This window comes from Nocardioides sp. Z40_12, assembly GCF_058215795.1.
The window spans coordinates 14,753-34,022 of sequence record NZ_JBZAJA010000003.1; the positions used below are offsets into that span (position 1 = coordinate 14,753).

General features: G+C 72.7%; 26 protein-coding genes. All 26 read left to right on the forward strand.

Annotation, left to right across the window (positions count from 1 at the left end; genetic code table 11):
* Positions 1 to 4: 4 nt before the first annotated feature.
* The 26 genes from AC4BG9_RS06340 to AC4BG9_RS06465 all read left to right on the forward strand — a co-directional run bounded on the left by AC4BG9_RS06340 (position 5) and on the right by AC4BG9_RS06465 (position 19,196).
* A complete protein-coding gene (locus tag AC4BG9_RS06340; RefSeq protein ID WP_490570244.1) occupies positions 5 to 502 on the forward strand; it encodes a chemotaxis protein CheX in 498 nt (165 codons plus the stop codon).
* Positions 499 to 870, forward strand: coding sequence for a response regulator (locus AC4BG9_RS06345; protein ID WP_490570245.1), 372 nt, complete (start codon positions 499 to 501; stop codon positions 868 to 870). The genes AC4BG9_RS06340 and AC4BG9_RS06345 overlap by 4 nt, the downstream gene beginning before the upstream one ends.
* Positions 867 to 1,352, forward strand: a complete 486-nt coding sequence (locus AC4BG9_RS06350; protein WP_490570246.1) for a hypothetical protein — start codon at positions 867 to 869, stop codon at positions 1,350 to 1,352. Before AC4BG9_RS06345 ends, AC4BG9_RS06350 begins: the two co-directional genes overlap by 4 nt.
* 192 nt (positions 1,353 to 1,544) lie before the next feature.
* Positions 1,545 to 1,913: a flagellar basal body rod protein FlgB gene (gene flgB, locus AC4BG9_RS06355; RefSeq protein ID WP_490570247.1), complete on the forward strand. Its 369-nt coding sequence runs from the start codon at positions 1,545 to 1,547 to the stop codon at positions 1,911 to 1,913.
* Positions 1,913 to 2,305, forward strand: coding sequence for a flagellar basal body rod protein FlgC (locus tag AC4BG9_RS06360; RefSeq protein ID WP_490570248.1), 393 nt, complete (start codon positions 1,913 to 1,915; stop codon positions 2,303 to 2,305). Before flgB ends, AC4BG9_RS06360 begins: the two co-directional genes overlap by 1 nt.
* On the forward strand, positions 2,305 to 2,649 hold the full coding sequence (gene fliE, locus AC4BG9_RS06365; RefSeq protein WP_490570249.1) for a flagellar hook-basal body complex protein FliE: 345 nt from the start codon (positions 2,305 to 2,307) through the stop codon (positions 2,647 to 2,649). The genes AC4BG9_RS06360 and fliE overlap by 1 nt, the downstream gene beginning before the upstream one ends.
* A gap of 11 nt (positions 2,650 to 2,660) precedes the next feature.
* The gene (gene fliF / locus AC4BG9_RS06370; protein ID WP_490570250.1) at positions 2,661 to 4,232 is read left to right on the forward strand and encodes a flagellar basal-body MS-ring/collar protein FliF; all 1,572 of its coding nucleotides are present in this window, start codon (positions 2,661 to 2,663) and stop codon (positions 4,230 to 4,232) included.
* On the forward strand, positions 4,232 to 5,245 hold the full coding sequence (gene fliG / locus AC4BG9_RS06375; protein WP_490570251.1) for a flagellar motor switch protein FliG: 1,014 nt from the start codon (positions 4,232 to 4,234) through the stop codon (positions 5,243 to 5,245). Before fliF ends, fliG begins: the two co-directional genes overlap by 1 nt.
* Positions 5,229 to 5,918, forward strand: a complete 690-nt coding sequence (locus AC4BG9_RS06380) for a FliH/SctL family protein (RefSeq protein WP_490570252.1) — start codon at positions 5,229 to 5,231, stop codon at positions 5,916 to 5,918. The genes fliG and AC4BG9_RS06380 overlap by 17 nt, the downstream gene beginning before the upstream one ends.
* Complete coding sequence (locus tag AC4BG9_RS06385; RefSeq protein ID WP_490570253.1) at positions 5,915 to 7,225, forward strand: FliI/YscN family ATPase; 1,311 nt, start codon at positions 5,915 to 5,917, stop codon at positions 7,223 to 7,225. The genes AC4BG9_RS06380 and AC4BG9_RS06385 overlap by 4 nt, the downstream gene beginning before the upstream one ends.
* Entirely contained in the window at positions 7,222 to 7,674 is a 453-nt protein-coding gene (locus AC4BG9_RS06390) for a flagellar FliJ family protein (RefSeq protein ID WP_490570254.1), read from the forward strand. Before AC4BG9_RS06385 ends, AC4BG9_RS06390 begins: the two co-directional genes overlap by 4 nt.
* On the forward strand, positions 7,671 to 8,717 hold the full coding sequence (locus AC4BG9_RS06395; protein ID WP_490570255.1) for a transglycosylase SLT domain-containing protein: 1,047 nt from the start codon (positions 7,671 to 7,673) through the stop codon (positions 8,715 to 8,717). Before AC4BG9_RS06390 ends, AC4BG9_RS06395 begins: the two co-directional genes overlap by 4 nt.
* Positions 8,714 to 10,000, forward strand: a complete 1,287-nt coding sequence (locus tag AC4BG9_RS06400; RefSeq protein ID WP_490570256.1) for a flagellar hook-length control protein FliK — start codon at positions 8,714 to 8,716, stop codon at positions 9,998 to 10,000. The genes AC4BG9_RS06395 and AC4BG9_RS06400 overlap by 4 nt, the downstream gene beginning before the upstream one ends.
* A gap of 10 nt (positions 10,001 to 10,010) precedes the next feature.
* A complete protein-coding gene (locus AC4BG9_RS06405; RefSeq protein ID WP_490570257.1) occupies positions 10,011 to 10,490 on the forward strand; it encodes a flagellar hook assembly protein FlgD in 480 nt (159 codons plus the stop codon).
* 32 nt (positions 10,491 to 10,522) lie between these two features.
* The gene (locus AC4BG9_RS06410; RefSeq protein ID WP_490570258.1) at positions 10,523 to 11,377 is read left to right on the forward strand and encodes a flagellar hook protein FlgE; all 855 of its coding nucleotides are present in this window, start codon (positions 10,523 to 10,525) and stop codon (positions 11,375 to 11,377) included.
* 139 nt (positions 11,378 to 11,516) lie between these two features.
* Positions 11,517 to 11,816: a flagellar FlbD family protein gene (locus AC4BG9_RS06415; RefSeq protein ID WP_490570647.1), complete on the forward strand. Its 300-nt coding sequence runs from the start codon at positions 11,517 to 11,519 to the stop codon at positions 11,814 to 11,816.
* Position 11,817: 1 nt separating this feature from the next.
* A complete protein-coding gene (locus tag AC4BG9_RS06420) occupies positions 11,818 to 12,591 on the forward strand; it encodes a motility protein A (protein WP_490570259.1) in 774 nt (257 codons plus the stop codon).
* Entirely contained in the window at positions 12,591 to 13,472 is an 882-nt protein-coding gene (locus AC4BG9_RS06425) for an OmpA/MotB family protein (protein ID WP_490570260.1), read from the forward strand. The genes AC4BG9_RS06420 and AC4BG9_RS06425 overlap by 1 nt, the downstream gene beginning before the upstream one ends.
* Entirely contained in the window at positions 13,469 to 13,915 is a 447-nt protein-coding gene (locus tag AC4BG9_RS06430; protein ID WP_490570261.1) for a flagellar basal body-associated FliL family protein, read from the forward strand. Before AC4BG9_RS06425 ends, AC4BG9_RS06430 begins: the two co-directional genes overlap by 4 nt.
* Before the next feature lie 88 nt (positions 13,916 to 14,003).
* Positions 14,004 to 14,963, forward strand: coding sequence for a flagellar motor switch protein FliM (locus AC4BG9_RS06435; protein ID WP_490570262.1), 960 nt, complete (start codon positions 14,004 to 14,006; stop codon positions 14,961 to 14,963).
* Positions 14,960 to 15,790: a flagellar motor switch protein FliN gene (fliN, locus tag AC4BG9_RS06440; RefSeq protein ID WP_490570263.1), complete on the forward strand. Its 831-nt coding sequence runs from the start codon at positions 14,960 to 14,962 to the stop codon at positions 15,788 to 15,790. Before AC4BG9_RS06435 ends, fliN begins: the two co-directional genes overlap by 4 nt.
* A 3-nt stretch (positions 15,791 to 15,793) precedes the next feature.
* Complete coding sequence (locus AC4BG9_RS06445; RefSeq protein ID WP_490570264.1) at positions 15,794 to 16,189, forward strand: flagellar biosynthetic protein FliO; 396 nt, start codon at positions 15,794 to 15,796, stop codon at positions 16,187 to 16,189.
* Positions 16,186 to 17,010: a flagellar type III secretion system pore protein FliP gene (fliP, locus tag AC4BG9_RS06450; protein WP_490570265.1), complete on the forward strand. Its 825-nt coding sequence runs from the start codon at positions 16,186 to 16,188 to the stop codon at positions 17,008 to 17,010. The genes AC4BG9_RS06445 and fliP overlap by 4 nt, the downstream gene beginning before the upstream one ends.
* The gene (locus AC4BG9_RS06455; RefSeq protein ID WP_490570266.1) at positions 17,007 to 17,276 is read left to right on the forward strand and encodes a flagellar biosynthetic protein FliQ; all 270 of its coding nucleotides are present in this window, start codon (positions 17,007 to 17,009) and stop codon (positions 17,274 to 17,276) included. The genes fliP and AC4BG9_RS06455 overlap by 4 nt, the downstream gene beginning before the upstream one ends.
* 8 nt (positions 17,277 to 17,284) lie before the next feature.
* Entirely contained in the window at positions 17,285 to 18,049 is a 765-nt protein-coding gene (locus AC4BG9_RS06460; protein ID WP_490570267.1) for a flagellar biosynthetic protein FliR, read from the forward strand.
* A gap of 4 nt (positions 18,050 to 18,053) precedes the next feature.
* On the forward strand, positions 18,054 to 19,196 hold the full coding sequence (locus AC4BG9_RS06465; RefSeq protein WP_490570268.1) for an EscU/YscU/HrcU family type III secretion system export apparatus switch protein: 1,143 nt from the start codon (positions 18,054 to 18,056) through the stop codon (positions 19,194 to 19,196).
* Positions 19,197 to 19,270: the final 74 nt, after the last annotated feature.

The window sequence follows — 19,270 nt, forward strand, 5'->3', positions numbered from 1 at the left end:
GGCCATGAACGGTGACCAGGCCCTGGTGGCCGCCAGCCCCAGGTCGTCCGACGTCCGCAAGCTGACCGAGGAGGTCTGGGCCTCGTTCCTTGACGAGCACGGCCCGCTGTACGTCGGCACCGGCCTCGACTTCACCCCCGAGTGGTCGGCCAGCGTCAGCGTGCGCGGCGAGTGGAACGGCGTCGTCGCCCTCGAGATGACGACCTCCGGCGCCCAGCAGCTGACCCGCAGCATGCTCGGCCTCGCGACCTCCGAGGACCTGGTCGACGGCGACCTGGTCGACGCGATCGGCGAGATGGTCAACATGATCGGCGGCAACGTCAAGAGCCTGGTCCGCGGCCCGTGCCGGCTCTCCCTGCCGCTGGTCGCCGCGGGGCGGCTGGCCCGCGGGACCGGTCACATGGAGGTCGTCCGGCTCGGCTGCACCTGGGCCCAGGAGCCGCTGGCCATCACCGTGCACGCCGGCCGCCCGACCAAGCACGTGGGGGCGGGAGCCCGGTGAAGATCCTCATCGCCGACGACAGCCGGGTGATGCGCCAGATCGTCATCCGGACGCTGCGCCAGGCCGGCTTCGCCGGCCACGACGTGGTGGAGGCCGAGAACGGCCGCCAGGCCGTCGAGCTGGTGCGCACCCACAGCCCCGACCTCGTCCTCTCGGACTGGAACATGCCCGAGATGAACGGCATCGACGCGTTGGCGGTCATCCGCGCCTCCGGCTCGCGGGTGCCGTTCGGCTTCGTCACCTCCGAGGGCACCGAGGACATGCGGGTCCGCGCCGTCGCGGCGGGCGCGCAGTTCCTCATCGCCAAGCCCTTCACCGCCGAGGTCTTCGCCCACCAGATCTCCGCGGTCCTGCCCACCGCCCCATGACCGTCCACCTGCCCGCCCCCAAGGAGATCCGCGACCTGCTCGCCGACCTCCTCGGCCGACAGGTCGAGATCTCGATGGCGGCCCCGCTGGCGCCCGGGCCCGCCACGCCGGCCACGTTCGCGGTCTACGTCGACGACTACCTGCGGGTCTCCTCGCTCCTGGTCCTCGACGTACGGCTCTCGGCCTATGCCGGGGCGGCCATCGGACTGGTGCCGCGCACCGTCGCGGAGAACGCGATCAAGTGGAGCGTGCTCCCCCCGCTGCTGGAGGAGAACCTGCGCGAGGTCCTCAACGTCGCCGTCAACCTCTTCCACGCCGGCGACTCCGACCACCTCCGCCTGCACGCCGTGCACGCGGCGGGCGGCGACGTCCCGCAGGACGTGCTGGCCAGGTCCCTGACGCTGGGCCAGCGCACCGACGTCGCGGTCGACGTGGCCGGCTACGGACGCGGAGCGCTCTCGGTGGTCCTGGTCGCGCGCTGAGCGCGACCCGACCGGCGGAGATGACCAGACCCGCATGGTCAGTCCGGGTGGTCCGGGTGGTCCGAAGGTCCCGATGTGGACCGCCGGGGCCGTTTCTCCTCAACTCCCCCCGCCGCCGGCCGAACTGACCCTCGAGCACGGAACGCTCACCCCCGCCGAAGGACCGGCAAACCCTCGAGAGAGGCCTCTGCCTTGTCGTCCTTCGCCGTCACCGACGCTGTGTCGTCCGCGCTCGGCGCTGCCCTGGACGGGGTCGCGCTGCGCCAGCGCGTGATCGCCGACAACATCGCCAACGTCGACACCCCCGGCTTCCGCGCCACCTCGGTGGAGTTCGAGGCCTCGCTGCGCGCCGCGATCGCCGACGGCGGCCTGGCCCGGGGCGACGCCCAGGTCTCGGTGTCCGCCACCCCGACCGACACCCCGGTCGGGGTCAACGGCAACAACGTCGACCTGCGCAAGGAGTCGCTGGCCGCGATGCAGTCGCAGTTCCAGTACCAGCTGCTCACCCGCGCGGTCAACGACCGTCTCTCCCTGGTCCGCACCGCGGCGATGGGGCAGTGATGGGCGCCTTCGACCTGCTCCGGATCGCCGGCTCCAGCCTGGGCATGCACCAGACCTGGCTCGACTCGGTCTCCCACAACATCGCCAACGCCAACACCGCGGCCAGCACCGACGAGGACGCCTTCCAGGCCCGGATGGTGGTGGCGCGCGCCAGGCCCGACGGCGGTGTCGAGGTCGGCGGCCTCGAGCTCGGTGCGGCCGAGGGCCTGATGGTCCACAGCCCCGAGCACCCCCTGGCCGACGAGAACGGCTACGTGCGCATGCCCGACATGGACATGGCCAGCCAGATGACCCAGCTCGTGATGGCCCAGCGTGGTTTCCAGGCCTCGGTCCAGGTCACCAAGAACGCCCAGGACACCTACAACGCCGCCCTCCAGATCGGACGTGGCTGATGAGCATCTCAGGCATCGAGAGCGTCGGCTTCACGCCGTTCGTCCCCCAGAACCTCGGTGTCGGCGCCGCCGGTGGCGCCGGCGCGGCCGGCGCGCAGGGCCCCCAGGGGCCGCAGGGCGCCGGGGCCGACTTCGGCGAGCTGGTCCTCGACGGGCTCGACCGGCTCGAGGGTGTCCAGGACCGCGCCGACAAGCTCGCCGTCCAGGCCGCCACCGGTGACCTGGCCGCCATGCACGACTACACGATCGCGGCCACCGAGGCCGCGGTCACCACCCAGCTGACCGTCGCGGTGCGCAACAAGGCGCTCGAGGCGTTCAACGAGATCATGCGGATGCAGGTCTGATGAAGGACACGATGACGCGCAGCCTGGCGCGCTTCCGGACCACGTTCACCTCGTTCACCGCGGGCCAGAAGGCCGTCGCCGTGGTCGGGACGCTCGCGCTGCTCATGGCGGGCTTCATGGTCTTCCGGTGGGCGGCCACGCCCAGCTACAGCCCGCTCTTCTCCAACATGGCCGCCGAGGACGCCGCTGCGGTGATCGACGAGCTCGAGGCCACCGGCATCCCCTACGAGATCAGCAACAACGGCTCCACGGTGATGGTGCCCAAGGAGCAGGTCCACGAGACCCGGATCGCGCTCAGCGGCGAGGGCCTGCCGACCAGCAGCGGCGACGGCTACTCGCTGCTCGACGAGCAGAGCCTCTCGACCTCGCAGTTCCAGGAGCAGACCTCCTTCAAGCGGGCGATGGAGGGCGAGCTGGCCAGCACCATCGAGGCGATCGACGGCGTGCACACCGCGGTGGTCCACCTGGCGCTGCCGGCCAAGCAGGTCTTCGCCAAGGAGCAGGACCCCGCCACCGCCTCGGTCCTGGTCGCCACCGACCGGGGCGACACCTTCGCCCCCGAGCAGGTGCAGGCCGTGGTCCACCTGGTCGCCTCCAGCATCGACGGGCTGGCCCCGGAGAAGGTGACCGTCACCGACTCCACGGGGCGGCTGCTGTCGGCCGACGACGCCACCAGCGGCACCGGTGCGGGCACCCGCGCCCAGGCCGTCGAGGAGTACCAGGACGACCTGGCCGCCAAGATCCAGCAGACGCTCGACACGGTCGTCGGCCCGCGCAACTCCACCGTCGCGGTGACCGCCAACCTCGACTTCGACAAGGCGGTCAGCACCACCACGACCTACGAGTCCGACCCCGACGCCAAGCCCCTCTCCCGCTCCCTCCAGCGCGAGACCTACAGCGGTGGCGCGGACCCGGGCACGGCCGGCGGCGTCGTGGGCCCGGAAGGCCAGATGGAGAACCCCGGCGGCGAGGGCGACGGCTCCTACAACAAGGAGACCACCACCGAGGACAACGCGGTCAACAAGGTCGTCGAGACCCGCGAGGCCGCCCCCGGCGGCGTGGAGTCCCTGCACATCGGCGTGGCGATGGACGCCAACGCCCCGGTCAAGGTCGGCGCCGCCGACATGCGCAACCTCATCGCCGCGGCGATCGGGGAGAACCTGGAGCGCGGCGACACCATCGAGGTCACCTCGCTGCCCTTCGACCGCAGCGCCCAGGAGGCGGTCGAGGCCGAGCTGAAGGCCGCCGCCGCCGCGGACGCCAAGGCCGCCCGCAACCAGATGCTGCGCAACTTCGGCCTCGGCGCCCTCATCGCGCTGATGCTGCTGCTGGCCTGGCTCAAGGGTCGTCAGCGGGCCAAGGCCCGGGCCAAGGCCACCACCTACGTCGTGGAGCAGCTCCGCGCCGACCAGGCCACCCGCACCACCACGCCCCCGGTGGAGGCCGGCGCCGCCCTGATGGCGCTGGAGGCCGCTGAGCGCACCGACGCCGAGGAGCTGCGCGACGAGCTCGCCGCGCTCGTCGAGCGGCAGCCCGAGGACGTCGCCCAGCTGCTCCGCGGCTGGCTGGTGGAGCGTCCCTGATGACCGCCGTCGCCACCAAGGGGCTGCGCAAGACCGCAGTCCTCCTCATCCAGCTGGGCAAGGAGCGGGCCAGCGAGGTGCTCAGCCACCTCTCCCCCGAGGAGGTCGAGGCGATCTCCGGCGAGATCGCCCGGCTCGCCTACGTCAGCGGGGACGAGTCCGACCAGGTGATGGGCGAGTTCCGCGACCTGCTCACCGCGCGCGCCCACATCGCCAAGGGCGGCCTCGACTACGCCCGCGAGCTGCTCGAGGGCTCCCTGGGTGCGGAGCGCGCCGCCGAGGTCGTCGAGCGGCTCCAGGCCGCCGCGGTGCAGATGCCGTTCCAGTTCCTGCACCGCGCCGACCCCGCCCAGCTGCGCTCGTTCATCGCCGACGAGCACCCGCAGGTGATCGCCCTGGTGCTGGCCCACATGACCGCCGACAAGGCGTCCCTGGTGCTCTCCGGCCTGCCGCCCGAGCAGCAGGCGCAGATCGCCCACCGGATCGCGGTGATGGACCGCACCTCGCCCGAGATCGTCCACGTCGTGGAGACCACCCTGGAGCGCAAGCTCTCCTCCATGCTTCAGCCGGCCGAGATGTCGCGGGTCGGTGGCCTGGATCCGCTGGTCAACATCATCAACCGCTCCGACCGCTCCACCGAGCGCCAGATCGTCGAGGGCCTGGAGGCCCTGGACACCTCGCTGGCCGACGAGGTCAAGAGCCGGATGTTCATGTTCGAGGACATCGTCATGCTCGACGACCGCTCGGTGCAGCAGGTGCTGCGCGAGGTCGAGGGCTCCGACCTGGCCCTGGCGCTCAAGGGCATCGAGGACGGCCCGGTGCGCAGCAAGATCACCGGCAACCTCTCCGAGCGTGCCGCCGAGAACCTGCTGGAGGAGGTCGAGCTCCTCGGGCCCGTCCGCCTGACCCAGGTGGAGGAGGCCCGCCAGGGCATCATCCGCACCATCCGCAAGCTCGAGGAGTCCGGCCAGATCATGGTCCGGCGAGGGAGCGACGATGAGTTCGTCGAGTGAGGCGGCGCTCGCCGTGGGCGCGACCGTGCCGCAGGTGACCCGCGTCCGTCCCCCCGAGCTGCGCCGCGGCGAGTGGACCCGCCTGGGCCCCGACGGCCTGCTGGGCGACGCCGTCGCCGAGCACACCCTCTCCGCCGTGGCCGAGCAGGCCCGGGCCGCCGCCCGCGCCCAGGGCTACAGCGTGGGCTGGGCCCAGGGTCGCCGCGAGGCGGCCGAGGAGGCCACCGTCGCCGCGCACGACCAGGCCGAGCGGTGGGCCGTCGCCGAGCGGGAGCGGGCCGAGGAGCACGCCGCCGCGCTGGCCGCGCTCACCGCCGCCGCCGAGCGGCTCGCCTCCCGGGTCGAGGAGACCGTGGAGCGCCTCGAGGTCCAGGGCACCGAGCTCGCGTGGACCCTGACCGAGGAGCTGCTGGCCCGCGAGGTCGCCGCCGCCGACGGCGCCGACGTCGTACGCCGGGTGCTGGCGCTGTCCCCCGGCGGCGCGGTCGCCCGGGTCCACCTGGCCCCCGGCCACCTCGACCACCCGGCCGTCGACGACCTCGCCCAGCGGGGCGTGGCCGTGGTCGCGGACCCCACCCTGGGCCCCCTCGACGCGGTCGTAGAGATCGAGGACCACGCCCTGGACCTGCGGCTCGACTCGGCGATGGCCAGGGTCCGGGAGGCGCTGCGATGAGCGCGCTGACCACCACCCGGCACGCGGCCGCCCTCGCCGCGGTCGCCGCCCCCCGCCTGGGGCGGGTCACGGAGATCCTCGGCCTGCACCTGCTGGTCGCCGGCGTGGCCGCCGCGGTCGGCGACCTGGTCGAGATCGAGTCGACCACCGGGGTCCCCGTGCTGGCCGAGGTGGCCGCCTCCGGCGCCACCGGCCTGGTCTGCCTGCCGCTGGGCCAGACCACCGGCCTGCGCGCCGGCGCGCTGGTGCAGCACACCGGCGGCCCGCTGCGGATCCGCGTCGGGGAGGAGCTGCGCGGCCGGGTGCTCGACGGCCTCGGCCGGCCGATCGACGACGGTCCGCCGCTGGACCACCTGCCCCTGGTCAGCGTGGACCACCCCACGCCCCCCGCACTCTCCCGCCCCCGGATCACCCAGCAGCTGGGCCTGGGCGTCCGCGCGCTGGACTCGCTGACCCCGTGCGGCCGCGGCCAGCGGATCGGCATCATGGCCGGCTCCGGGGTCGGCAAGTCGAGCCTGCTCTCGATGATCGCCCGCGGCACCGACGCCGAGGTCTGCGTGCTGGCCCTGGTCGGCGAGCGCGGCCGCGAGGTCCGCGAGTTCATCGAGAACGACCTGGGCCCCGAGGGCCTGGCCCGCTCGGTGGTCGTGGTCGCCACCTCCGACGCCCCGCCGGTGGAGCGCCTGCGGTCGGCCTTCGTGGCGACCCGGATCGCGGAGTCCTTCCGCGACGAGGGCCGCGACGTGGTGCTGATGATGGACAGCCTCACCCGGGTCGCGATGGCCCAGCGCGAGATCGGGCTGAGCGCCGGCGAGCCCCCCGCCACCCGCGGCTACCCGCCGAGCGTCTTCGCCCTGCTGCCGCGGCTGCTGGAGCGGGCCGGCACCTCCGCGGCCGGCAGCATCACCGGGCTCTACACCGTGCTCGTCGAGGGCGACGACATGCAGGACCCGGTCGGCGACACCGCTCGCTCGATCCTCGACGGCCACGTCGTGCTCTCCCGCCGCCTGGCGACCTCCGGGCACTTCCCCAGCATCGACGTGCTGGAGTCGATCTCCCGGGTCACCGGCGCGGTGACCACCCCCGAGCAGCGCGCCGACGCCACCCGGCTGCGCCGGATGCTGGCCGCCCACCGCGACGTCCGCGAGCTGGTCGAGATCGGCGCCTACGTGCGCGGTGCCGACGCCGACGCCGACGCCGCCCTGGCGCGGATGCCGCAGATCGACGACTTCCTGCGCCAGTCGATGGACGAGACCACGCCCACCTTCGCCACCTGGACCCGGCTCCACGAGCTGGTGGCACCGTGAGCGCGCGTCAGGGCGCCGCCGCCGACCGTGGCATGCGCGCCGTCGAGCGGGTCCGTGCCGTGCGGGAGCGCGACAGCCGCCTGGGCCTGCAGGAGGCCGGCGCCGAGCGCGACCGGCTCCGGGCCCGGGTCGCCGAGCTCGAGGACCGGATCGCCACCACCCCCGCCTGGGGCGAGGGGACCACCGGGGGCTACCTGGTCCTGCGCGACTCGCTGCTCCACCTCGGCCAGGCGGTCGAGCGCACCGCCCAGGAGACGGCCTCCGCCGAGCGGATCGCCGAGTCGGCCCACGCCCACTGGAGCCAGGACAAGACCCGGCTCTCCGCGGTGGAGAGCCTGCTGGAGCGGCGGGCCGCGGCCCGGCGCGCCGAGCGGGCCCGCCGCGAGGCCCACGAGCTCGACGACATCGCCGCCCAGCTGTGGGTCCGCCGGCAGGGGGGCACGCGATGAGCGTCGCCGAGGTCACCGGCCGGATCGCCCAGATCCAGTCCCAGCTGGCCCTGCTCGCCCCGCCCCGCAGCTCGGGTGCCGACTTCTCCTCCGTCCTGGGCCAGGCCCTGGGCGGCACCGCCGCCGCCGGCGGGTCCACCTACTCGCCCTCGGGCCTCGGCGGCGCCACGCCCCTGACCGGGGCGGCTCCCGTCACCGGCAGCGCGACGCCCGGCTCGGTCTCCGGCGACGACGTGGTCGCCGAGGCGCGCAAGTACCTCGGGCTGCCCTACGTCTGGGGCGGCACCGACCCGAACAAGGGGATGGACTGCTCCGGGCTGGTGCAGGTGGTCTACAAGAACCTCGGCTACGACCTGCCCCGGGTCTCCTTCCAGCAGGCCGCCTCGGGCCGTCCGGTGGAGAGCATGAGCCAGGCCCAGCCGGGCGACCTGATCGCCTGGGACAACTCCAGCCGCAACGACGGCGTCGACCACATCGCGATCTACATCGGCGGCGGCAAGATGATCGAGGCGCCCCGGACGGGCCTGGACATCCGCATCATCGACGTGCCGAGCACCCCCGACGTGATCCGGCGGATCCTGCCCGACGGCGCGGCCGGCGGCACCGCCGGCGTCCCGGCACTCCCGGGTGTCGGGGGCGTCGGGGGCGTCCCCGCGGCCGGCGCCACGCCGTACGCCGACCTCTTCAGCAGCGCCGGCAGCCGGTACGGGGTCTCCCCCGCCCTGCTCAGCGCGGTCGCCGGTCAGGAGTCCGGCTTCGACCCGCAGGCGGTGAGCCCCGCCGGGGCCCAGGGCCTGATGCAGCTGATGCCGGCCACCGCCCAGGGGCTCGGGGTCAGTGACTCCTTCGACCCCGCCCAGGCCGTCGACGGGGCCGCGCGTCTGCTGCGCGACCTGCTCGACCGGTTCGGCCGCACCGACCTGGTGCTGGCCGCCTACAACGCTGGACCCGGTGCGGTGATGCGCTACGACGGCATCCCGCCCTACGCCGAGACCCAGAACTACGTGCGCTCCGTGATGGGCGCACTCGGAGGTGCCCGATGACGCCCCTCGCGTCGCTGCCGAACCTGGCGACCCCCGCGCCCAGCACGCCGACGGGAGCGCCGGTCCCGCCCGAGACGGTCTCCGGCTTCCTCGGGCTGCTGATGGCCGCACTCCCGGGCGCCGCCCCCGGAGCCGCCCCCGCAGCCGACCCCACAGCCGACCCGGCCGCGGACCCCGCTGCCGACCCCGCCGCCGACCCCGCCGCGACGGCGGCGCCGCAGCACGACGTACCGGCGCAGGACGGGGAGGAGACGCAAGGGACCGACCCGCAGGCCGCTCCGGACGCCAGCGCCGTCCCGCCGCTCTACCTCCCCGCGGAGGTGGCGCTGCTCGGCCCCTTCGGGCTCGACGCCGCCCTGGTGGCCAGCGGGGGCACCCCCGCGGTCGCCACCCCGGCCGTCCCCGACGCCACCCCGACCACCACCCCCTCAGCCACCCCGCTGCCCACCCCCCTCGGGACGTCATCAGAAGCGGTCGCCCCGGCGACCGCCGGCGATGACGTCACGCCGGGCGAGCCCAGCGCGGTGGCCAGCACGTCGACCAGCACGCCGGCCGGCCCTCTGGAGACGTCATCGGAGTCGGTCGCTCCGGCGACCGCTCGCGATGACGTCAGCGCGGCAGCAGCGGCGCCGCAGACGGGTACGGCGGGCGCCGCGGGCGCGGCGGGTACGACGGGCACCTCCGGCGAGGTCGGCGCAGCCGGCGCCACCGCGGTCCCGGCCGGCATGACCGCGGTGTCCGCGCCCACCCCGGGCGGGGCGGCCGAGCCGGCCGCGCACGTGCGGGGCCAGGTCTTCCCCGAGGTGACCAGCCTGGTCAGCCGGGGCAACGGCACCCACCGGATCACGCTGACCCTCAACCCCGAGGCCCTGGGCGAGGTCCGGGTCACCCTGGTGGTGCGCAACGGCGAGGTGACGGTCAGCTTCGCGGCCGGCGACCAGGCCCGCGGCGCCCTCCTCGAGGGCGCCCCCGAGCTGGCGCGGCTGCTGGAGCTGGCCGGCGCCTCGGAGAGCCGGGTGCTGGTCCGCGAGCCGGGCGCACCCGACCAGGCACTCGCCACCGCGACCGGCCGCGACGGCCAGCGCGACGGCGCCCGCGACGGCAGCGGCCCGGCGGCCGACGCCGACACCCCCGGCGACGGCCGGGGACCCACAGACCACCACGCAGGGACGCGTGAGGGAAGAAACGCCACGGACGGCACCATCCGCGGAACCGGGGTCACCCCCGCTCCGCACGAACCGGTCAGCCGTTCCCGTGCCACGGGACTCGACGTGACCGTCTGAGGAGGTACCCGTGTCTGTCCAGGCAACGGAGGCCGTGGCACCCGGCATGTTCGGTCCGGCCACGAGCACGTCGACCCCGTCGACGAAGAACGACAAGGACATGTTCCTGCAGCTGATGGTGGCGCAGATGCGCTACCAGGACCCGCTCAACCCGGCCGACTCGGGTCAGTTCCTGGCCCAGTCGGCGCAGTTCACGGCCCTGGAGAAGATGCAGGCCGTGGCCGACCAGACCGCGCTGCTGCTCTCGGCCCAGATGGCCTTCGGTGCCAGCGGTCTCGTTGGCCGTGAGGTCTCCTGGACCAACCCCGACGGCAGCGTCGGCAGCGGACTGGTCGGTGGCGTCACCTTCGGCGCCCAGGGCCCCGTCCTCGACGTCGACGGCACCGAGGTGCCGCTGGCGATGGTCGCCTCCGTGAACGCCCCGGCCAGCCCCGCGACGGGCACCGACACGGGAGCGGCTCCCGCCGTCCCCGGCTCCACCACTCCCTGAACCGTCCCTTCCCACTCCGTGAGGTAATCACCATGCTTCGTTCGCTCTTCACCGGCATCTCCGGCCTGCGCGTCAACCAGACCATGCTCGACGTGACCGGCAACAACATCGCCAACGCCAACACCACCGGCTTCAAGTCCAGCACCACCGTCTTCCAGGACACCCTGAGCCAGATGATGACCGGCGCCGGCGCCGCCAACGCCAACAACGGCGGCACCAACCCCGTCCAGGTCGGTCTCGGCGTGCAGCTCGCCGGCACCGTCACCAACCTCACCCAGGGCTCGGAGCAGACCACCGGTCGCGGCACCGACCTGATGCTCTCGGGCGACGGCATGTTCGTGGTCCGCAAGGGCAACGAGCAGCTCTACACCCGCGCCGGCGCGTTCTCCTTCGACAACACCGGCGCTCTGGTCACCCCGACCGGCAACCGGGTCCAGGGCTACGCGCTCGACGCCGACGGCGTCGCCACCGGCGACCTCGTCGACGTCACCCGCAACACCGCCGGGGTCCTCCCGGCCGTCCCCGCCGGAGTGGAGCTGACGTCGTACTCGATCGGCAGCGACGGCAAGGTCACCGGCCTCTTCTCCGACGGGATCCAGCGTGGGCTGGCCCAGCTGGCCATCGCCGACTTCACCAACCCCCAGGGCCTGGAGAAGGTCGGGGAGAGCAGCTGGCGCGCCTCGGCGAGCTCCGGCGAGGCCGAGCTCGGCGTGGCCGGCGCGGGGGGCCGCGGCACGGTCAAGGCGGGCTCGCTGGAGATGTCCAACGTCGACCTGGCCGCCGAGTTCACCAACCTGATCCTGGCCCAGCGCGGCTTCCAGGCCAGCTCGCGGGTGATCACCACCTCCGACCAGGTCCTGGAGGAGCTGGTCAACATCAAGCGCTGACCCCCGCCTCGGCCGGTCCGTCCTCGATCGGGACGGACCGGCCAGAAGGCCTCAGGTCGGACACCAACCGGCCGAACTGAACATCGAGGGCCACGGACGGCCCTCGGCTGGACGCACAAGGATGGTGCTGATCGTGATCATGCTTACCCGACTCTCAGGGACGCAGTTCGTGCTGAACTCCGACCTGATCGAGCGCATCGACGCCACCCCGGACACCGTCATCACGCTGACCGACGGGACGAAGTACGTCGTGGCCGACTCCATGACCCAGGTCGTCGCCGCGATCCGTTGCTTCCGCTCCGAGATCGTCGCGCTCTCGGCCATGGTGCCGCCCGACCTCGAGGAGCTCTTCCCGACGCCCTCCACGGCGCGCCTGGCCCCGGTCTCGGTGCTCCCGGGCTTCGAGGCCTCCGCCCGCGGCGAGATGCGGGAGCACTGACATGGATCCGGCAACCCTGATCGGCATCCTGCTCGCCTTCGTCATCATCATCGTGTCCAACATGATGGAGGGCGGCAACCCGATGTCGATGCTGCTGCTCCCTCCGATGCTGCTGGTCTTCGGGGCCACCCTGGCGATCTGCTTCGCCGGCGGCACCGTGGCCGACGGCAAGGCGGCAGTGACCTCCCTCAAGCGCGCCTTCACCGGCAAGGCCGCCTCGTCGGCCGACCTGGTGCCGGTCGTCGTCCAGCTCGCCGAGCGCGCCCGCCGCGACGGCCTGCTGGCGCTGGAGGACCAGCTGCGCGGCATCGACGACCCGTTCCTGGTCAAGGGCGTCACCCTGGCCATCGACGGCACCGACCCGCACGAGGTCCGCGAGATCCTGGAGGCCGAGGTCTACGCCAAGAAGGTCCAGGACAAGCACGCGGCCAAGTTCTTCGGCGATGCGGGCGCCTACGCCCCCACCATCGGCATCGTCGGCACCGTGATGGGCCTGGTCCACGTGCTGGAGAACCTCGCCCAGCCCGAGGAGCTCGGCCACCTCATCGCCGCCGCCTTCCTCGCGACCCTGTGGGGCGTCTGCTCGGCCAACGCCATCTGGCTGCCCATCTGCGCCCGCCTCAAGCGTCTCAGCGACCTGGAGTGCACGCGGATGGAGGTGGCGATCGAGGGGATCGCCGCCATCCAGGCCGGGGCCAACCCCCGGGTCATCGCCCAGAAGCTCCACTCGCTGCTCCCCGCCGCGGAGCTCGCCGCCCTGGCCAAGGCCGCCTGATGGCCGGCGGGAAGCGTCACATCGAGGAGGAGCACGAGAACCACGAGCGCTGGCTGGTCACCTACGCCGACATGGTCACGCTGCTGATGGTGCTCTTCATCGTGATGTTCGCGATGAGCCAGGTCGACGAGAAGAAGTTCAGCGCGCTCAAGGAGGGACTGGCCGCCGGATTCGGGCAGTCCGCGGTGGTGATGGACGGGGCCGAGTCGCTGCTCGACAACCCCGGCAGCGCCGCGGTCAAGACGATGAGCCCCAAGCAGTACGCGCAGCTCAGCCCCGAGCAGCAGGAGATGGTGACCGAGGCGGTGGCGCAGCACGAGCGGCTGCGCACCCAGCGCTCGTACGCCGAGGCCGAGGCGGAGGCCGACCGGCTGGCCAAGATCATGCGTCGGGTCAAGAAGGCCCTGGCCGCGAAGGGCCTGGGCGACGACGTGGTCACCACGATCGACAACCGCGGCCTGGTGGTCAGTCTGGTCTCGCGCCACGTCGTCTTCCAGGCCGACATGGCCGACCTGACCTCCCGTGGGCGCACGGTGGTCGACACCCTGGCCCCGGTGCTCGCCAACATCCCGGACCCCCTCCAGATCGACGGCCACACCAACCAGGTGCCGGTGAAGCCGAAGTACTACGCCAGCGACTGGGACCTCTCGGCCGCCCGGTCGATCACGGTGCTGCGCCACCTCAGCGAGGGGCGCGGGATCTCCGAGGGGCGACTCACCGCGTCGGCCTTCGGCCACGAGAAGCCACTGATGGACCCGGCAGAGCCGGGGTCGCAGCAGATCAACAAGAGGGTCGACATCGTGGTGCTCTCCTCGCTGCCGGCCGAGACCCGGGAGCTGCTGGAGCAGGCCGCCAACGACGAAGAAGGAGACCGGACATGACCGTCACCGCGATGCCCCCCGCCCCCGGCGGCACCACGCTGGAGGAGCCCGAAGTCAAGAAGAAGGGCGGCAAGAAGAAGCTCCTCGTGGTCCTCGTGCTGGTGCTGGCCCTGGCCGGCGGCTGGTTCTTCTTCCTCAAGCCGTCGGGACCCAGCGAGCCGAAGCCGGGCGAGGTGATGGCGCTGGACTCGATGCAGGTCAACCTGGCGGCCGGCCACTACCTGCGCCTGGGTCTGGCCCTGGAGCTGGTCGAGGGCGCCCACAAGCTCGACGGCAGCAAGGCCCTGGACGCCTCGATCACCGTCTTCAGCGGCCGGGAGATGTCGGAGCTGGTGACCGGCGAGCAGCGCGAGAAGCTCCGCGAGGAGCTGATGGAGAAGCTCGACCACGCCTACCACGGCGAGGTGCTGGAGGTGTACTACACCGAGTTCGTCACCCAGTGACCCGCCCGCCCCGAGACCGGGGCGGGGTCGTCGGGATGGTCTAGTCCAAAATCCTCAGGAGGGTCGCGGCCGGGCCGATACGACGTACGTGACCCCTCCTCCAGCCCAGGCCGCGTCCCCGAACGGGACGTCGGGCGCCCGTTCGCGCCGCCGCAGCCGGGGCACGGAACCGGTGGTCTACGACTTCCGTCGCCCGATCCAGCTGAGCCGCGAGCACTCCCGCATCCTGCAGCTGGGCTTCGACAGCTTCGCGCGCCAGGCGACCACGGTCTTCACCTCCTGGCTGCGCACCGTCTGCGCGGTCCAGCTCCTCTCGATCCAGCAGCTCAGCTACGACGAGTACATCGACTCGCTCTCGGCGCCGACCTACATGATCAAGCTGACCGCCGAGCCGATGCACGGCCTGGCCATGCTCGAGCTCCCGCTGCCCGGCACCATGGCCGCCATCGACCACATGCTCGGCGGCCCGGGCGGCAAGACCCAGCCGGTGCGACCCCTCACCGAGATCGAGTCCGGCGTGGTCCGCGGGCTGATCGACCGCCTGCTCAGCGAGATGCGCTACGGCCTGGCCGCGATCGCCGACTTCGAGCTGGTGCCGGCCGGCATCGAGTACAGCCCCCAGTTCGCGCAGATCGCGGGCGCCGCCGACATCATGGTGGTGGTCGAGTTCGAGCTGAGGATCACCGACATCGGGCACCGGATGACGCTCTGCCTGCCGTTCAACGGCCTGCTCCCGCACCTGACCAAGGCGGCCGCCCCGGCGCCGGTCTCCGAGCGCGAGCTGCACAAGCGCGGGGAGGCGGCCGCGCTGCTGCAGCGGCGCTTCGCCGACGTGCCGGTCGAGGCCACCGTCCGGCTGCGGCCCACGACCCTGCACCCGACGGCGCTCGCCGCCCTCAAGCCCGGCGACGTCGTCCGACTGGCCCACCCCGCCTCCGCCCCGCTGGACGTCTGCGTCGACGACACGCCGTTCGCCCACGCCACCGCCGGGGCCAAGGGCCCGCGGCTCGCCGCCCTCATCGTGGGCACCCCGAAGGAGAACTCATGACCCCCCAGACGTCCGCCCCGGACACGAGCCTGGCCGTCACCGCGGCCACGGCGGCCGCCGGCGTCCTCCCCGCGGTCACCCCGCTCAGCGCCGTCGGCGCGCAGCCCGGCAACGAGCACGTCACCGCCGCCTTCTCCGGGGCCTCGATCGCCGTCCTGGAAGGCCCCGACGGCCGGACCCACCGGGTCGCCGTCCTGGTGGGCGAGGAGTTCGTCCGGGCCCTGATGGAGAGCCCGCTGGGCGGGCTCGACCTGGCCGCGGCCACCCAGCCGGCGATCGACGCGGTCGCCGCCGCGCTGGGCTGCACCGCCCGCGCCGCCACCCCGGTCGACCTGTCGATGGTGGTCAGCGACCTGGGCGCCCCCTTCACCGCCGTGCCGCTGGTCGGCCAGGGCATCGAGGCCGCCGTCCTCCTGGTCGACACCGCGCTGACCCCCTCGGCGGCCGTGGCCCCGGCCTCCCCCGTGTTCACCCCCACCCACGAGCCGGCCGGCCAGCCCATCGCCCCGCCCGCCCCGGCGGGCCCGCTGTCCTACGGCGCGCCCGACACCGGCGTCCCCCGGAGCGAGCACGTCGCCTCCCGACGGGGCATCGAGATGCTGGCCGGGGTCGACATGGAGGTCACCGTCGAGCTGGGCCGCACCCGGATGGCGGTCCGCGACCTGCTGGCCCTCTCGCCCGGCACCGTGCTCGAGCTCGACCGCGCCGCCGACGGGCCCGCCGACCTGCTGGTCAACGGCCGGCTCATCGCCCGGGGCGAGGTGGTCGTGGTCGACGAGGACTTCGGTCTGCGGATCACCGAGATCGTGGACGAAGCGAGCGCCTGACCCGTGCTCGAGCTCACCCTCCGGCTGGCCTTCTCCCTGGCCGTCGTCGTCGGCCTGCTGCTGCTGCTGGCCCGTCTCGGGGCGCGCCGCTTCCAGGGCGGGGCCAGCTCGCTGGTCCGGGTGGTGCACCGCCAGCCGCTGACCCGCACCTCGTCGGTGGCCGTGGTCACCGTCGGCAGCCGGGTGCTGGTGCTCGGCACCACCGAGCACCAGGTCAACGTGCTGGCCGAGCTCGACCCCGAAGAGCTGGTCACCGAGGAGCAGCTGGCCCAGGTCGTCCCCGAGGAGCCCACCCCGCTGGGCGGCTCGGTGCTCTCTCCGCGCACCTGGCGCCAGGCGCTGGCCGCGCTCCGGGGCAAGGACGACGGCGGCCCCACCGGCGGCAGGCACCAGCCATGAGGTGGCTGCCGCGGCTGCTCGGAGCCGCCCTGGCAGGCCTCCTGCTGGTCCTGCTTCTGGGCTCGGTGGGCGGCGCCGCGCACGCCGTCGACCTCTCGCTGTCCCCCGAGGGTCCGGGCGGTCCCGCCGGGCCCGGCGGCCCCGGCGACAGCTCGGTCACCATCGAGCTCGACGGACTGACCGAGACCCCGAGCAACTCGGTCGTCATCATCATCGCGCTGACGCTGCTCTCGCTGCTGCCGGCCATCCTGCTGACCTGCACCAGCTTCACCAAGATCCTGGTGGTGCTCGGCCTGACCCGCAACGCGCTGGGGCTCCAGCAGACGCCGAACAACCAGGTCCTCGCCGGCCTCGCCCTCTTCCTGAGCCTGTTCATCATGGGCCCGGTGCTCTCCCAGATCAACGAGGTCGCGCTCCAGCCCTACCTCGACGGGGACAAGACCTCCACCGCCGCCTACACCGACGGCCTGGAGCCGCTGCGCGAGTTCATGCTCGACCAGTCGGGCGACGAGGAGCTGATCCTGCTCACCAACGTCGCCGGCCGGGACCTGCCCGAGGACCGCGACGACGTGGGGATGGCCACCCTGGTGCCCGCCTTCGTGCTCAGCGAGCTCAAGCAGGCCTTCATCATCGGCTTCATCATCTTCATCCCCTTCCTGGTCATCGACATCGTGGTCAGCGGCGCGCTGATGGCGCTGGGCATGATGATGATGCCGCCGGTGATGGTGTCGCTGCCCTTCAAGCTCCTGCTCTTCGTCCTGGTCGACGGCTGGGGACTGGTGGTCACCTCCCTGGTCTCCAGCTACGGGGGGCCAGGATGACCGACACCGTCGTCATCGAGATCGCGCTGCGCACCATGCTGGTCGCGCTCAAGCTCTCCGCGCCGATCCTGGTCACCTCGCTGGTGATCGGCTTCGCCATCTCGCTGTTCCAGTCGATGACCCAGATCCAGGAGTTCACGCTCGCCTTCGTCCCCAAGCTGGTCGGCGTGGGCGTGGCCATGCTCATCAGCGGCAACTGGATGCTGCACACGCTGGTGACCTTCACCCTGGACCTCTTCGAGGCGCTGCCCTCGATGCTCTCCTAGGCCGCGCCATGGTCCTCTCCCTCGCCGGGCAGGAGCTGATCGCCTACCTGATGGCCTCGATCCGGATCGGCGCCTGGCTGGCGGTGGTCCCGCCGTTCTCCTCCCGCTCGGTGCCGGCGATGGCCAAGGTGGTGCTGGCCCTCGGGCTCGCCTTCGCGGTGGCCCCCTCGATGGCGGGCGAGGTCTCGGCCGACACCTGGGGGCTGGTGGTCGTGGCCCTGACCCAGGTGCTGGTGGGGGTGGGCATGGGCTTCGTCACCCACCTGCTCTTCCAGGCCATCGCGGCCGCCGGCAGCCTGGTCGACATCTTCGGCGGGTTCGCCCTCGCCCAGGGCTTCGACCCGCTCGGGATGAACATGAACACCGTCTTCGGCAAGTTCCACCAGATGCTGGCCACCATGCTCCTCTTCGCCACCGGCGGTCACCTGCTGGTGATCGGCGGGCTGCTCAGCACCTTCGAGCTCCTCCCCCTCGGCGAGCTGCCGGAGACCGAGGGCGCCCCCGGGATCCTGGTGACCGCCTTCGAGATGTTCTTCGTGACCGCGGTCCAGATCGCCCTGCCGATGATCGCGGTGCTCTTCGTCGCCGACCTCGGGCTGGCCCTGCTCACCAAGGTCGCGCCCCAGCTCAACGCCATCAACGTGATGTTCCCGGCCAAGATCGGCCTGACCCTGCTGCTCCTCGGGCTCTCCTTCCCCGTCCTCCCCGAGGCGGTCGACCGACTGGTCGACCTCGCCAACGAGGCGATGGCCGCCCTGGCCGGCGGGGGGTGAGGCGATGAGCGAGGAGAAGACAGAGAAACCGACCCCGAAGAAGAGGAAGGAGAACCGCAAGGAGGGGCAGGTCCCGCGCACCCAGGAGCTGGGCGGCTGGGCCTCGATGCTGGCCGTCGGGATGGCGCTGCCGATGCTGATGGGCCGCGAGCTCACCGCGCTGCGCGAGCTGATGACCAGCTGTCTGGTGGCGGTGGAGACGGCCGACGTCGCCCTGGCCCTCGAGCTCTTCAGCCGCGGCCTGTGGCACGTGGCTCTGGCGCTGCTCCTGCTGGCCAGCGGAGTGATGGTCATCGGCATCGCCGGCGCGCTGGCCCAGGGCGGCTTCTACCTGGCCACCAAGGCGGTCAAGCCCAACTTCAAGAAGCTCAACCTGCTCCAGGGCGCCAAGCGCGCCTTCGGCCCCCAGGCCCTCTGGGAGGGCGCCAAGATGCTCGTCAAGAGCTCGGCGGTGGCGATCATGGCCTACCTGGTGATCCGCTCGATGATGCCGTTGCTGGGCGGGCTGATGCCGATCCCCGCGGTGCTGGAGGTGATCGCCGAGGAGTCGCTGGGGCTGATCCGCAACGTCGCCCTGGCCGGGCTGGTGATGGCGGCGGCCGACTACGCCTTCCAGCGGCGCAAGATCGGCAAGCAGACCCGGATGACCAAGCAGGAGGTCAAGCAGGAGCACAAGAACTCCGACGGCGACCCGCTGGTCAAGAGCGCCATCCGGTCCCGCCAGCTCGCCGCGGCCCGCAACCGGATGATGGCCGACGTGCCCACCGCCGACGTCGTGCTGGTCAACCCCACCCACGTGGCGGTGGCCCTGCGCTACGAGCCGGAGCGGGGCGCCCCCGTGGTGGTCGCCCGCGGCGCCGGGGCGGTCGCGGCCAAGATCCGCGAGGAGGCGGCCACCCACCGGGTCCCGCTGGTGCGCGACGTGCCGCTGGCCCGGGCCCTGCACTTCTCCACCAAGGTCGGCCAGGAGATCCCCGCGGAGCTCTTCGGCGCGGTCGCGCAGGTCCTCGCCTTCGTGATCAGCCGGCGCACCCGGGGCCACCACGGCGGCGAGCACCGCAGCCCGCGCACCGAGGCCGACCTGCCGCCGGTGCTGCCCGCGGGTCGCCGGAGAAAACCCTCAGAACCGTCGGCCGAGGGCCGATAGGACTCTCGTGACACCAGGACGGTGTCTGCCGCGCCACGGAGGGCGCACCGGATGAGGTGACCCTTCGAGAGGAC

Excerpts from the sequence above, each read along its gene's own strand:
- AC4BG9_RS06400 (WP_490570256.1), top strand. The coding sequence starts at position 8,714 with ATGACGCCCCTCGCGTCGCTGCCGAACCTGGCGACCCCCGCGCCCAGC.
- AC4BG9_RS06430 (WP_490570261.1), top strand. The coding sequence starts at position 13,469 with ATGACCGTCACCGCGATGCCCCCCGCCCCCGGCGGCACCACGCTGGAG.
- fliG (WP_490570251.1), top strand. The coding sequence starts at position 4,232 with ATGACCGCCGTCGCCACCAAGGGGCTGCGCAAGACCGCAGTCCTCCTC.
- fliE (WP_490570249.1), top strand. The coding sequence starts at position 2,305 with ATGAGCATCTCAGGCATCGAGAGCGTCGGCTTCACGCCGTTCGTCCCC.
- AC4BG9_RS06425 (WP_490570260.1), top strand. The coding sequence starts at position 12,591 with ATGGCCGGCGGGAAGCGTCACATCGAGGAGGAGCACGAGAACCACGAG.
- AC4BG9_RS06385 (WP_490570253.1), top strand. The coding sequence starts at position 5,915 with ATGAGCGCGCTGACCACCACCCGGCACGCGGCCGCCCTCGCCGCGGTC.
- AC4BG9_RS06410 (WP_490570258.1), top strand. The coding sequence starts at position 10,523 with ATGCTTCGTTCGCTCTTCACCGGCATCTCCGGCCTGCGCGTCAACCAG.
- AC4BG9_RS06460 (WP_490570267.1), top strand. The coding sequence starts at position 17,285 with ATGGTCCTCTCCCTCGCCGGGCAGGAGCTGATCGCCTACCTGATGGCC.
- fliF (WP_490570250.1), top strand. The coding sequence starts at position 2,661 with ATGACGCGCAGCCTGGCGCGCTTCCGGACCACGTTCACCTCGTTCACC.
- AC4BG9_RS06395 (WP_490570255.1), top strand. The coding sequence starts at position 7,671 with ATGAGCGTCGCCGAGGTCACCGGCCGGATCGCCCAGATCCAGTCCCAG.
- fliN (WP_490570263.1), top strand. The coding sequence starts at position 14,960 with ATGACCCCCCAGACGTCCGCCCCGGACACGAGCCTGGCCGTCACCGCG.
- AC4BG9_RS06455 (WP_490570266.1), top strand. The coding sequence starts at position 17,007 with ATGACCGACACCGTCGTCATCGAGATCGCGCTGCGCACCATGCTGGTC.
- AC4BG9_RS06465 (WP_490570268.1), top strand. The coding sequence starts at position 18,054 with ATGAGCGAGGAGAAGACAGAGAAACCGACCCCGAAGAAGAGGAAGGAG.
- AC4BG9_RS06350 (WP_490570246.1), top strand. The coding sequence starts at position 867 with ATGACCGTCCACCTGCCCGCCCCCAAGGAGATCCGCGACCTGCTCGCC.
- AC4BG9_RS06415 (WP_490570647.1), top strand. The coding sequence starts at position 11,517 with ATGCTTACCCGACTCTCAGGGACGCAGTTCGTGCTGAACTCCGACCTG.
- fliP (WP_490570265.1), top strand. The coding sequence starts at position 16,186 with ATGAGGTGGCTGCCGCGGCTGCTCGGAGCCGCCCTGGCAGGCCTCCTG.
- AC4BG9_RS06380 (WP_490570252.1), top strand. The coding sequence starts at position 5,229 with ATGAGTTCGTCGAGTGAGGCGGCGCTCGCCGTGGGCGCGACCGTGCCG.
- AC4BG9_RS06340 (WP_490570244.1), top strand. The coding sequence starts at position 5 with ATGAACGGTGACCAGGCCCTGGTGGCCGCCAGCCCCAGGTCGTCCGAC.
- AC4BG9_RS06420 (WP_490570259.1), top strand. The coding sequence starts at position 11,818 with ATGGATCCGGCAACCCTGATCGGCATCCTGCTCGCCTTCGTCATCATC.
- AC4BG9_RS06360 (WP_490570248.1), top strand. The coding sequence starts at position 1,913 with ATGGGCGCCTTCGACCTGCTCCGGATCGCCGGCTCCAGCCTGGGCATG.